Genomic DNA, 12,497 nt, shown 5'->3' on the forward strand with positions numbered 1-12,497 from the left:
TTGTCTTCTATAAATTTAAGTGAAGTTTTGTAATTAAAGAATAGAGAGCAGGTGCAGGGTGATTTACTTTAATTGGAACCAGCAGTTTTTGCCACCACTTTTGTTCTTCTTTTATTGAAGGAGAAGGGGAAGGGTGGATGCAGTTGGTTACAGCGGCCGCTCTTTTGTGTCCGCAGGCAGCACAGAATTTTGCATGTGGAGTTCGATAAGGTTTTGTACAACTTTCGCAAGGTGGACCGTAAAGCTCAATCCGGTGGTGCATAATAGCATTAGGATTGGTTTCTTTAAATCCGGTTAATTGCTTATAGTAATCAAGAAGTTCACTGAATCGCTCTGTCCTGGTCATATTACATTTTCCTTGTTCAAAGCCATCACGATAGAGTTTGGTTGCAATTAGGTATTCTTCTGTGTGTAACATAGGAACTTCCATTTTACAACGCCAACACCAAAGATTTTCCATGGTTCTTTTTTTTTGGTTTTAATTTTTTGGTTAAATGTGTTATAATTTTCTTTTTGTGATTATATTCTTTATTCTTTGGCTAAATTAGATTAGTTTTTAGAGAATAACTTACGGTTTTACGTATTCCGTGACAAAAATCGTTTTTTAATGCATTAGTACACTAAGTAGAAATACCTGATTTTGATTTAGAGGAGAGTTGGGAAACGTCGTTTTTGAGTTTTCAAATGGATTAGAGATTTCCAAGGAAAGATTTCGGCAGCTTGTTTCTTAAGATAGGGCGAGTGAAATAATGGATTTTTGTCAGGATGTGGGAGTCTTAGAAGTAAAAAAGAAGAGAAAATCTCAAAACTTTGAGATTTTCTCTTCTTTTTTAAATTTTAATCATGTTCAGGAAAACTAACGATGTTTTATTTTTCTTCTTCCAGATTGTCAGCAGCCGAAATCTGATCCAATATATTGGTTTGATTGGGTGAGATATAGTTTTTTGCTTCAGTAGGAGTTTCTTTTTTAAAAAGAAGATCTAATGCATTATAAAGTCTTAATAAAACCTCTTTGTCCTCTTTTTCGATTTCTAAAGCAGTATTAAAATTAAAAACATAATTATTTGAATTACGTACTTCTACTTTTATTGTTTTTGACGTGATTTTAAATTTAACTATATCCATATGGTTTATAAATGATTTAGTTGGCAAAATACTATTCTAACTTGACTGTATGCTTTTTCTTAAGAAAAAAAAGTTGTACAGAGTCTGAAGTCTGCTTCCGTATTGTTTATATTGTTCGAATTGTAGGTGCTTTTTTTAAAATTACTCGCTTCAATTCCTTACTTTGAAGGGGTTGGTTTTAAATAAAAACCCCTAATCAGTTGATGATTAGGGGTTTGTTTTTTGTAGCGAGGACGGGAGTTGAACCCGTGACCTCAGGGTTATGAATCCTGCGCTCTAACCAACTGAGCTACCTCGCCAAGATTGCAAGTGAACCGTGTTCCTCATTGCGGGTGCAAAGATAGAAATAATATTAATTGTTGCAAGCATAAAATGAAGAAAAAAAAATATTTTTAAAAATGCATTGTTTTTGGACATATATTCTTATATTTCCAAAAAAATTAAAAGTAGCACATGGATTCAAAAATACGTTACGAAATAGAGTTCCCGATCAATTCTTCGCCACAATTATTGTATCAATATATATCAACACCCTCAGGTTTATCAGAATGGTTCGCCGATAATGTAAACTCAAGAGGTGAGTTCTTTACTTTTATCTGGAATGACTCGCAGGAAAAAGCGCGTTTGGCTTCCAAAAAAACAGGTGAAAAAGTCAAATTCAAATGGGTGGATGAAAGTAGTAAAGACACAGAATATTTTTTTGAACTGCATATTCTGGTTGATGAACTAACCAAAGATGTGTCGTTAATGGTAGTCGATTTTGCTGAAAAAGAAGAAGTAGGAGAAGCTAAACAATTGTGGGAGAATCAGATCTCAGATTTGAAACATCTTATTGGATCTGTTTAGTAAAATTCTATTTTATGCCTTATATTTGCCCTGAACAAAATTCAGGGTTTTTTTATGATCAATTTTAACGGAACTATAATAGCAGAAGAAGATAATATACTAACTCAAAATCGAGCATTTTTATATGGAGATGGTGTTTTTGAAACAGTAAAAATTGTCAATAATAAAATCTTGTTCCTTGAAGATCATTATTTCCGATTAATGGCTTCTATGCGAGTGGTTCGAATGGAGATTCCGATGAATTTTACCATGGAATATTTTGAAGAGCAGGTTTTAAGCCTAGCGCAGCAAAAAGGTATTCAGGCGTCTTCCAGAGCCAGAATTACAGTTTTTAGAAAAGAAGGTGGGCTTTATTTGCCTAAAACGAATGAGGTTTCCTATTTGATTCATGCTACTCCACTTGATAATGTTCTATATGTTTTAAATACAGCTGATTACGAGGTGGATTTGTATAAGGACTTCTATGTGACCAAACAATTATTATCGTCTATTAAAACGACAAATAAGATGATAAATGTGACTGGAAGTATTTTTGCTCATGAAAATGGTTTGGCCAACTGTGTTTTACTAAATGATACTAAAAATGTAGTTGAGGTATTACAAGGAAATTTGTTCATGGTTGTGGGTAAAAAATTAATCACTCCGCCAATTTCTGAAGGTTGCCTAAATGGAATAATGCGCAAACAGGTTTTAACTTTGGCTAAAAAAGTAGAAGGTATAGAAGTAGTAGAGGAAATAATTTCGCCGTTTGATCTTCAAAAAGCAGATGAATTATTTCTGACTAATGTAATCATGGGGGTACAGCCGATAACCAAATATCGAAAAAAAGATTTTGCTAGTAATTTGGCTCATGTATTAGTGCAAAAACTAAATGAATCCATTTCTGAAAATTAATTCAGATATGGATTTTCAGGTGCATTTGACCAAATAACATAGTCGCCTCCAAGTTCAATGATTTGCTCTTTCCAAAAATGGGTGGTCGATTTTCCGATAATTTTGTTTTTATAACTATTATCGGTGATGATCCAGGAATTTCCCTGCATTTCATTCTCAAGCTGATTTTCGTCCCAACCAGTATATCCTAAGAAAAAACGAATGTTATTTTTGCTGATAGATCCGTCGTTTATTAAGTCTTTGGTTGATTCAAAATCACCTCCCCAATAAATCCCGTTAGAAATCTCAACACTGTTTGGGATTAGTTCAGGAATATTGTGAATAAAATAAAGGTTATCCTGTTCAACAGGACCTCCGTTATATATTTTGAAAGTGGCATCAATTTCAGGTATTAAGTCATTAATAGTGTACTTTAAAGGTTTATTAATGATAAAACCTATTGATCCTTCCTTGTTATGGTCTGCTAATAAAATTACCGATCTATTAAATGATAAATCTCCAATTATCGAAGGCTCGGCAATAAGCAGGTGTCCTTTTTTTAATTTTTCTGAAATCATACGGCTACAATTTTTATTAAATTTAATCATAAAATTTCTAAAATCCCAAATAAAATCGTTAAACCGCATAAAAAAACCCTCCATAAGGAAGGTTTTGATTATATTATAAGTTTAGAGAACTTTCTTACTTAGTTCACTGCACCTTCTAATTCAGCTCCAGCTTTGAATTTTACAACATTTTTAGCAGCGATTTGAATAGTTTTTCCAGTTTGTGGGTTTCTACCGTCTCTAGCAGCTCTAGCAGATACTGACCATGATCCAAAACCTACTAACGAAACTCTACCACCTTTTTTTAAAGTAGCTCCTACGTTTCCTAAAAATGATTCTAAAGCCAATTTTGCCGCAGCTTTTGTTATTCCTGCATCAGCAGCGATAGCATCGATTAATTCTGATTTGTTCATAATATTAGTTATTAATTGTTGGTTAAAAAAAATTGTTAATACACAAATTTAGTAGGAAATCCGTTCCTTGCAAGTGTTTTCTTTAATTTTAGCAAAAATTGTTAATAACTTGCTTTTTTTGTTCATAAAGCAGGACGTTAGTGGGTCAAAATCAGGTAGAAACCCCTGTTTTATTGAGCTTAATAGACTTTTGCCGTATCTGAAAAAGTGATGCCGTTTAGCAATTCTGCCACCTGCATTCTTTTTTTTCCCGGCAACTGTAAACTTGAAATTTGAATGTACCCATCCTGAACAGCAACTTTTATTTCTTTTTTACTGCAAATCAGGCTTCCTATCTCATGTGAATGTGTTTCGGAAAGTAGTTTTGCCTCGTATATTTTGATGCTTTGTTCTTCCTCTTTGTCTTTTAGGAAACACCAGGATGCTGGATACGGACTCAAACCGCGAATCAGATTGTTGATTTCGGCTCCTGATTTTGTCCAGTCGATTTTGCAGTTTTCTTTGTTTAGTTTGTAGGCGGTTTTAATTTCGGCAGTATCTTCCTGGATGGTAGTGTTCACATTTCCGTTTTCGATCACCTTTAAAGTTTTTATCACGGTTTGGCTACCTAATAACATAAGCCGGTCGTGTAGTTGCCCGGCATTTTCTACCGGTTCAATTGCGATTTCCGAATTTAGAATCATTGCTCCGGTGTCTATTTTGTCATCTATGAAGAATGTTGTAACTCCGGTTTTGGTTTCTCCGTTAATAATTGCCCAGTTAATAGGGGCTGCACCACGGTAATTTGGCAATAGAGAAGCATGAAGGTTAAATGTTCCTAAACTTGGCATTTCCCAAACTACTTTTGGAAGCATTCTAAAAGCAACCACGATTTGCAAATTGGCATTCAGGGCTTTTAGCTCGGCTAAGAAGCTCTCGTCTTTTAGATTTGTTGGTTGTAGTAAGGTGAGGTTGTTCGCCAGTGCATATTCTTTTACTGCGGAATATTTTATTTTTTGTCCACGCCCTGCAGGTTTGTCTGCTGCAGTAATCACGCCAACAACGTCGTAATTGTTTTTAAGAATGGTGTCCAGAATGCCAACAGCAAATTCTGGAGTTCCCATGAAAATAATTCTCAATTTTTCCATTATGATTTTAAAGTGTATTTATTATTCGCCAGTACGGTGATATGATTGTTTTCTAATAATTCCTGAAGCACCAGAATAATATCATTGGTATCCAGTTTTATCTGAGTTTGAATTTCTCTGGAAGTCAAAGCGGTTGATTTTAGTAAATGCAGAATTTTATCGGCAATCGAATCGGCTTCGGTAATTTTTCCCTTTTGAGTAATGCAATAGGAGCAAACGCCGCAGTTTTCGGTTGTTTCTTCTCCGAAGTAATCCAGGATCAGTCGGTTTTTGCAGGTTTTGTTTTCTTTTATGTAATATAGAACAGACGAAAGCTGTTCTTTTTTGAGTTCGTTTTGTTTTTCAAGGTATTTTGAGACGCGATTTATGGTTAACTCATCTTCGCGGACTTCGTTGAATAATATAGTTGCGTCGTTATTTTTGGCTTTATATTCGATGATTTCTTTTTCTTTTAGTTTTTCTAAAAGGGCAGAAACCTGTTCTTCCGTATGCTGTGATTTTTTTGCAATCAGTGAAAGATTGAAAGGAGTTTTCATTTCGTAAACTCCGGGATAAGTTCTTAAGATCGCTAATATGATTTCTTCGTCATTTGGGTTCAGGCTCATGTAGCGAATCACTTCTTTTGATTCAATTAAGAATTGCAAGGTGATTTTTTCTGAGAATTCCTGTGACATGGTAATGATTCCCTGCTGGTTTAAAAATTGCAATGCATTGTATGTTTTTAAAGTAGGGAAGTCATATTTGTGGCAAAAATGATTCAGTTTAAAAGAAAAAGAATCGTCTAAACCTTCTCCGTAAGCGATTTGAAAATAAGTACAGAGTTTTATGTACATGGTTTTTAGGAACTTCTTGTCAGGCAGGATACTTAGAAACTGTTGTTCAGTCTGGTTCGCATCTGAGTTGTTGAAAAGTAATACTGAGAATGCTTTTTCTCCATTTCGTCCTGCTCTTCCGGATTCCTGATAATAGTTTTCTAAGTTTTCGGGTAGCTGTGTATGAATAACCGTTTTTACATTGTCTTTGTCGATCCCCATTCCAAACGCATTGGTGGCTACGATAACCTGCGTTTGTTCAGACATCCACAGTTGCATGTTTTTGTCTTTTTCTTTAGACGAAAGCCCTCCATGGTAGTAAGTTGCGGTAAATCCTAATGATTGGAGTTGGGTTGATAGATTTAGACAAGATTTTCGGTTTCGTACATATATAATAGAAGGCTGCGGATTTTTCTTTAAGATTTGTTCGGTACGGTACAGTTTGTCTTCGACTTCGAAGACCATATAAGCAATGTTTTTTCTTTCAAAAGATTGCTGAAAAAGGAGGGGGTCTTTGAGTCCTAACTCTGTTTTGATATCTTCAATGACTCTTGGGGTTGCGGTTGCTGTTAGAGCCAGAAAAGGAATCTTTGGGAAATATTTCTTCAGTTCTGAAATTTTGAGGTAGGCTGGACGAAAATCGTGTCCCCATTGTGAAACACAGTGGGCTTCGTCGATTGCAATTAAATTAATAGGAAGGTTTTTAATACGTTCCAATATCCAGTCTGATTGTAGTCTTTCAGGAGAGAGGTATAAAAACTTGTAATTTCCGTATTGGCAATTATCGAGAAGATCAATAATTTCTTCAGTATGTATGCCTCCTGTAAGCGCGATCGCTTTGATGTTACGTTTCTGTAGGTTGGCTACCTGGTCCTTCATCAGGGCAACCAAAGGGGAAATGACTAAACAAACGCCTTCCTTCATCATAGACGGAACCTGAAAACAAATCGACTTCCCTCCGCCTGTGGGGAGTAATGCAAAAGTGTCCTGACCATTCAAAACGGAGTCAATAATCTCCTTTTGTAACGGTCTAAAACTGTCGTGTTTCCAGTATTTTAAAAGAATTTCTTGCGCTTCTGGCATTGGTCCTGTTTTAAAGTTAAAAAATTTAGAAATCAGTTTCTAGTTTTGCAACTTTAAAACATGCCTAAATTTTATCTAAGATATAAAGAATTCTGTTCTCAACCGTATCTTTAGGTACTTCGATTAAATCGTAGCCGTATTTTTTATAGGTATCAACAAGATGTTTCTGAATTTTTTGTGCCTGTTCAAAATTTTCGTAGCGCTCTGTGTCGCTTTCGTAAATTTCTTCCCAAGGTGGTAAAATAAATGTTTTAGTATATTTAAAATCCTCACAGGCTTTTACAAAGCTCTCCGGGTAATCGTCATTGATATAATCCATATAGGCTACAACATCAGGAATTCCGCGGTCGATAAAAACTACATTGTCAGGTTCTTCAAGCGAGTCTTCGAATTGTTTAATTCGGCCATTCAATAGCATTTCGCTAAACAATAAAGGTTGTTCCAAAAATAATTGGTCGATGCCTCTTTGTTGTGCTTCGAGTGTAACTTGTCTTGAAATTTCAGGGTAACAGCAGTAGCCACGAGCTACCAATTCGTTGATAAGAGTAGATTTTCCCGTTCCCGGGCCACCAATGAGAACTATGATTTGTTTTTGCACTTTCTAAAAATAAAGCGCAAATTTACCTAAACTTATTGGTATTTAAAAAGATTATTTTGCCTTAAGCGGACGATTTCGCAATTTTAAGAAATAAAGATCCTGCTACTCGCTATGATATTGGGTTTTTTAAAGGGAAAGGATAAAGGGGTTTTACTTCGATCTGCCAGGTAAGGCAGTTTTTTAGTGGGTTAATTTTCGTTACCCCTGCCTAAAATACTCACTTGCAAAATAAATATTTTCCGGAACTCACCTCTTTCATTTTTGAAGGAATGATAATATGTGATGTGAAATTCTTTTTCTTTAAAACATCGTTTACAAAATCCAGAACATATTGTTTTCCGTCGTGAAAAAGGTAGCCGGAATATTCATGCCCACCGCCACAGAATGTAATAAGTTCAATGTCTTTATGAAGGTCATTCATTTGGTTGTACACCGCATAGGACCCAAACAAAATTAACCAGCCTGAAGCATTGGTCGGGCAGGAGCGATGTGAACCTGCGCTATAAGGAACTGTTGTGTCGTTATTTCCGTGCGCCAGTAACATTGGGATTGCTTTTTCTTTGGTGATTAAATTAATATCCATAATGGCTCCGGAGCCTCCAATGAAACCGGAGTATTTAAAATTTTCGGGTAAATTGCCGGCGTATAAATTCATGAGTTTGTAATCCCCAAAAGAGGCATGAAAACCAATTTCGGCACCCGCACTGATTCCGGAAACAAAGAATTTGGAAGTGTCGAGATTGTACTGATTCGCATGCTGAATTAAAAACGAAGTGGCCTGCCACATATCACTAACGCCAATTTGAATTGCTTTTATTTTCTCGGTTAAAGTTCCTTTGCAGCCAAAATCTTTTTCTTTCATGTATAGACTGTATGAAATGCTGGCAACTGCGTAGCCGTTTTTTGCCATAAACATTCCGAAGTCTTTTTCGCTTGTACGTTCTCCGCCAGAAAATCCTCCGCCAAAAGCAAAAAGGATTAAAGGTGTTTTTTCGTTTGTTTTCTTTTGAGGTAAGTATAAGTCTAAATCCAGTTTGATCGTGTCATTTTGGAAATAAGTCATGGTTTTAACTTCCTGTGCCTGAACATGGTGAAAAGTGAGAATAGTAAAAAATAAGATGATGATTTTTTTCATTGTATTGTTGTTCAATTCTGGAGAGTCATAAAGAGAACGTTCTAAGTTTAAAACGGTACGACTCTGTGACTTTGTGAGCAAATTTCTTTGTGATGAATTCCCAAATATAAGATGAAATTTGACATAGTGATAATGTTGTAAAGTTTTTTTCTCTGCACCTTTGAACCGCTGTAACTTTGCTCCTTTAAAACAAAGTTTTAAGTCTGAAAAAAATCTAAAATCTAAAATCAAAAGTCTGAAATCAAAACCGTATATTTGCGTTTATTTTTAATTACGAATGGAGAACGATAAAGAAAAAAACACCGCTGAATTTTACGAGAGATTAAAAGTCGAGTTAGATAATTCAAATACTTGGCCAGCAGAATACTTATATAAATTCATTGTACCTTCAATAGACGATAATGTAGAGCGAGTTGAAAAAGCTTTTAACAATATGGGTGCGGTTATCAAAACAACAAAATCGAAAACTGGTAAGTTTACCAGTGTTTCAGTTGATGTTACCATGCATAGTGCTGACGAAGTGATTGGCAAATACAAAGAAGTTTCTACCATTGAAGGTATAGTTTCATTATAACTTATGAACGAAAAATATAGAAAAGAAGTCGCGAATGATGTTGTTTTTAACTTAGAATACAATTCTGAAAGACAACGATTAATCATTCCAGAATACGGTCGTCATTTGCAAAAACTGATAGATCAGGCTACCGCAATTGAAGATGCTGAAACGCGTAATAAAGCGGCAAAATACATTATTCAGGTAATGGGAAGTCTGAATCCGCACTTGCGTGATGTACCGGATTTTCAACACAAGTTATGGGATCAGCTTTTTATTATGTCTGATTTTAAATTGAATGTTGATTCGCCATACCCAATTCCGTCTCGCGATGTCCTGCAGTTGAAACCTGATGTTTTGCAGTATCCACAGAATTTTCCAAAATACAGATTTTATGGTAATAATATCAAATATATGATAGATGTTGCTAATAAATGGGAGGATGGCGAGATGAAAAATGCATTGGTATTGGTAATTGCCAATCACATGAAAAAGTCTTATTTAAGCTGGAACAAAGATACCGTTAAAGATGATGTGATTTTTGAGCATCTGTATGAGTTGTCAGGAGGTAAAATCAATTTATTGCAAAGTTCAGAAGAGCTTTTAAATACAACGGATTTATTGCGTACCAATAAACGTATGTCTAATAAAATCACACCGGCAGGACAGCCAAAAATCCAAAGTAATAAAAACAACAAAGGTCCGGGGAAAGCTAAGCCTTTTCAGAAAAATAATAATCAGAAGTAAAAGAAAGGGGGCTAAGGTTCTAAGGAGCTAAGTTTTTTTCTCTCAAAAAAATCTTAGAACCTCAGAACCTCAGTAACTCAGAATCTAAAAATAAAATAAAAAGTTGCTAAGTATCTAAGAAGCTAAGTTGCTAAGTCTTTTTTAAAGAAAAACTTAGAACCTTAGTACCTCAGTAACTCAGAACCTAAAAAAGAAATATGGGAATTTTTAAAATCGAAGGAGGAATTCCTTTAAAAGGAGAAATCACTCCGCAAGGAGCAAAAAACGAGGCATTACAAATTTTATGTGCCGTGCTTCTAACAGGAGATAAGGTGAGAATTAATAATATTCCCGATATTATTGACATTAATAAACTAATCACTTTACTAGGTAATTTAGGAGTTAAAATTCAACGAAATGAGCCGGGTTCGATTACGTTTCAGGCAGATGAAGTTAATGTTGGATATTTAGAAACAGAGGCTTTCAAAAAAGAAGGTGGGGCGCTTCGTGGTTCTATTATGATTGTTGGGCCACTTTTAGCTCGTTTCGGTAAAGGGTATATTCCAAAACCAGGAGGGGATAAAATTGGACGTCGCAGATTAGATACTCACTTTGAAGGGTTTATTAATCTTGGTGCAAAATTCAGATACAACAGAGAAGATCATTTTTATGGAGTTGAGTCTCCGGCAGAAGGTCTTACCGGAACAGATATGTTACTGGATGAAGCATCGGTAACCGGAACGGCAAATATTGTTATGGCTGCTGTTTTGGCTAAAGGAAAAACTACTGTTTACAACGCTGCCTGTGAGCCTTACTTACAGCAATTGTGTAAAATGCTGAACTCTATGGGAGCTAAAATTACCGGAGTAGGGTCGAATTTATTGACTATCGAAGGTGTTGAAAGCCTTGGTGGATGCGAGCACAGAATTCTTCCGGATATGATTGAAATCGGTTCCTGGATTGGTCTTGCTGCTATGACCAAAAGCGAAATTACAATCAAAAATGTAAGCTGGGAAAATTTAGGTTTAATTCCAAACACCTTTAGAAAACTGGGTATTACTATTGAAAAACGCAATGATGATATCTACATTCCTGCTCATAAAGATGGGTACGAAGTAAAAACAGACATTGATGGTTCTATTTTAACAATTGCCGATGCACCTTGGCCAGGATTTACTCCTGATTTATTGAGTATCGTTCTGGTTGTGGCAACACAGGCAAAAGGCGACGTTTTAATTCACCAGAAAATGTTTGAAAGCCGTTTGTTTTTCGTTGACAAATTAATTGATATGGGAGCAAAAATTATGTTATGCGACCCGCACAGAGCGGTGGTTATGGGGCATAATTTCGAATCTCAACTGAAAGCGACAACAATGTCATCTCCTGATATTCGTGCGGGGATTTCGTTATTGATTGCGGCTCTTTCAGCGAAAGGAACGAGCACCATTCAAAATATAGAACAAATTGATCGTGGATATGAGCGTATCGATGAGCGATTAAGAGCAATTGGAGCAAAAATCGTTAGAGCGTAAAGAAATATTTGCAATGAATTAATTCATTGCAAAAAAAATGTCGTTAGATGACAGATGAACAAAAAGCTGTAAAAGCTACTTATTTCAGTATTATAGGAAACACCTGCTTAGCCATCTTAAAAGGGCTGGCAGGTTTTTTTGGCAATTCTTATGCCCTAATTGCCGATGCAATCGAATCGACAACTGATATATTTTCGTCATTTTTGGTTCTGTTCGGAATTAAGTATTCGAATAAACCGGCAGACGAAAACCATCCTTATGGACACGGTCGTGCAGAACCTTTAATCACGTTTTTGGTGGTTGGTTTTTTGATTACTTCCGCCACAATTATTGGGTATGAAAGTATCGCTAATATTCAGACACCCCACGATTTGCCAAAGTCCTGGACGCTTTATGTTCTGGGGGCTATTATTATATGGAAAGAATACTCGTTTCGTTTGGTGATGAAGCGAAGTAAACAGACGAATAGCTCTTCATTGGCAGCAGATGCCTGGCACCATCGCAGTGACGCAATTACTTCTGTTGCGGCATTTGGTGGAATTTCGATCGCATTGATTATGGGGAAAGGGTATGAATCAGCAGATGACTGGGCGGCACTTTTTGCTGCTTTTTTTATCTTATACAACAGTTACAAAATTTTCAGACCAGCATTGGGTGAGATTATGGACGAAAATCTGAATGATGATTTAGTCGAAGAAATCCGCGTAAAGGCTTTAACTGTTCCTGGTATTCTTGGTACCGAAAAATGTTTTATTCGTAAGGCAGGAATGCGATATCATGTAGATCTTCACGCTATTGTTTCGGCTAAGATTTCGGTGAGAGAAGGACACGAATTATCACACAAACTGCAAGATACCTTAAAAGAGAAAATCCCACAATTAGGCAATGTTCTGATTCATATTGAACCGGATGATTATCATTGTTAAAAAAGGTTCAAAGTTGCAAAGGTTCAGAGGAGCAAAGGTATATACTTTGTGAAGTTCTTGACTTCATTCGAACTGATACATATTGAAAAAATCCGTTTACTCTTGATTAAAGAGTAAACGGATTTTTTTTATTTCAATCTTTGAGAAAGTTGCACAAAATCTTTGTCTCTCTGAATCTTTGC

General features: G+C 35.8%; 14 protein-coding genes and 1 tRNA gene. 6 read left to right on the forward strand and 9 right to left on the reverse strand.

Annotation, left to right across the window (positions count from 1 at the left end; translation table 11 throughout):
* Positions 1–7 precede the first annotated feature (7 nt).
* The 3 genes from FLA105534_RS06570 to FLA105534_RS06580 all read right to left on the reverse strand — a co-directional run bounded on the left by FLA105534_RS06570 (position 8) and on the right by FLA105534_RS06580 (position 1,424).
* The gene (locus FLA105534_RS06570; protein ID WP_173965237.1) at positions 8–418 is read right to left on the reverse strand and encodes a hypothetical protein; all 411 of its coding nucleotides are present in this window, start codon (positions 416–418) and stop codon (positions 8–10) included.
* Between the two features lie 449 nt (positions 419–867).
* Positions 868–1,125 (reverse strand): hypothetical protein, encoded by a 258-nt coding sequence (locus FLA105534_RS06575; RefSeq protein ID WP_173965238.1) that lies wholly within the window; start codon positions 1,123–1,125, stop codon positions 868–870.
* Positions 1,126–1,350: 225 nt separating this feature from the next.
* A tRNA-Met gene (locus FLA105534_RS06580) sits at positions 1,351–1,424 on the reverse strand.
* Between the two features lie 154 nt (positions 1,425–1,578).
* On the opposite strand from FLA105534_RS06580, the gene FLA105534_RS06585 reads away from it, so the two are divergent.
* Together FLA105534_RS06585 and FLA105534_RS06590 are read left to right on the forward strand one after the other, a co-directional pair.
* Positions 1,579–1,971 (forward strand): START-like domain-containing protein, encoded by a 393-nt coding sequence (locus FLA105534_RS06585; RefSeq protein ID WP_026727620.1) that lies wholly within the window; start codon positions 1,579–1,581, stop codon positions 1,969–1,971.
* Positions 1,972–2,025: 54 nt separating this feature from the next.
* Entirely contained in the window at positions 2,026–2,865 is an 840-nt protein-coding gene (locus FLA105534_RS06590; protein WP_173965239.1) for an aminotransferase class IV, read from the forward strand.
* On the opposite strand, the gene FLA105534_RS06595 is transcribed toward FLA105534_RS06590, so the two are convergent.
* The 6 genes from FLA105534_RS06595 to FLA105534_RS06620 all read right to left on the reverse strand — a co-directional run bounded on the left by FLA105534_RS06595 (position 2,862) and on the right by FLA105534_RS06620 (position 8,578).
* Positions 2,862–3,422, reverse strand: coding sequence for a YqgE/AlgH family protein (locus tag FLA105534_RS06595; RefSeq protein WP_173965240.1), 561 nt, complete (start codon positions 3,420–3,422; stop codon positions 2,862–2,864). The two genes, FLA105534_RS06590 and FLA105534_RS06595, sit on opposite strands and share 4 nt — an antisense overlap.
* Before the next feature lie 128 nt (positions 3,423–3,550).
* Entirely contained in the window at positions 3,551–3,823 is a 273-nt protein-coding gene (locus FLA105534_RS06600; protein ID WP_017498096.1) for an HU family DNA-binding protein, read from the reverse strand.
* A 179-nt stretch (positions 3,824–4,002) separates the two neighbouring features.
* Positions 4,003–4,950 (reverse strand): methionyl-tRNA formyltransferase, encoded by a 948-nt coding sequence (gene fmt / locus FLA105534_RS06605; protein ID WP_173965241.1) that lies wholly within the window; start codon positions 4,948–4,950, stop codon positions 4,003–4,005.
* Entirely contained in the window at positions 4,950–6,845 is a 1,896-nt protein-coding gene (locus FLA105534_RS06610) for a RecQ family ATP-dependent DNA helicase (protein ID WP_173965242.1), read from the reverse strand. Before FLA105534_RS06610 ends, fmt begins: the two co-directional genes overlap by 1 nt.
* Before the next feature lie 64 nt (positions 6,846–6,909).
* Positions 6,910–7,443 (reverse strand): AAA family ATPase, encoded by a 534-nt coding sequence (locus FLA105534_RS06615; RefSeq protein WP_173965243.1) that lies wholly within the window; start codon positions 7,441–7,443, stop codon positions 6,910–6,912.
* A 217-nt stretch (positions 7,444–7,660) separates the two neighbouring features.
* Positions 7,661–8,578 carry a carboxylesterase family protein gene (locus FLA105534_RS06620; protein WP_173965244.1) on the reverse strand — a complete coding sequence of 306 codons (918 nt, stop codon included), beginning with the start codon at positions 8,576–8,578 and terminating at the stop codon, positions 7,661–7,663.
* Positions 8,579–8,855: 277 nt separating this feature from the next.
* Here FLA105534_RS06620 and FLA105534_RS06625 point away from each other — a divergent pair, with 277 nt between their 5' ends.
* The 4 genes from FLA105534_RS06625 (at position 8,856) to FLA105534_RS06640 (ending at position 12,315) form a co-directional block, all read left to right on the forward strand.
* Positions 8,856–9,152, forward strand: a complete 297-nt coding sequence (locus FLA105534_RS06625) for a DUF493 family protein (RefSeq protein WP_173965245.1) — start codon at positions 8,856–8,858, stop codon at positions 9,150–9,152.
* 3 nt (positions 9,153–9,155) lie between these two features.
* Entirely contained in the window at positions 9,156–9,878 is a 723-nt protein-coding gene (locus FLA105534_RS06630) for a DUF4290 domain-containing protein (protein ID WP_173965246.1), read from the forward strand.
* A 197-nt stretch (positions 9,879–10,075) separates the two neighbouring features.
* On the forward strand, positions 10,076–11,389 hold the full coding sequence (gene murA, locus FLA105534_RS06635; RefSeq protein WP_173965247.1) for a UDP-N-acetylglucosamine 1-carboxyvinyltransferase: 1,314 nt from the start codon (positions 10,076–10,078) through the stop codon (positions 11,387–11,389).
* 47 nt (positions 11,390–11,436) lie between these two features.
* Complete coding sequence (locus tag FLA105534_RS06640; protein WP_173965248.1) at positions 11,437–12,315, forward strand: cation diffusion facilitator family transporter; 879 nt, start codon at positions 11,437–11,439, stop codon at positions 12,313–12,315.
* Positions 12,316–12,497 lie beyond the last annotated feature (182 nt).

The sequence above is a fragment of the Flavobacterium collinsii genome, from assembly GCF_902804485.1.
Taxonomy (GTDB): Bacteria; Bacteroidota; Bacteroidia; order Flavobacteriales; family Flavobacteriaceae; genus Flavobacterium; species Flavobacterium collinsii.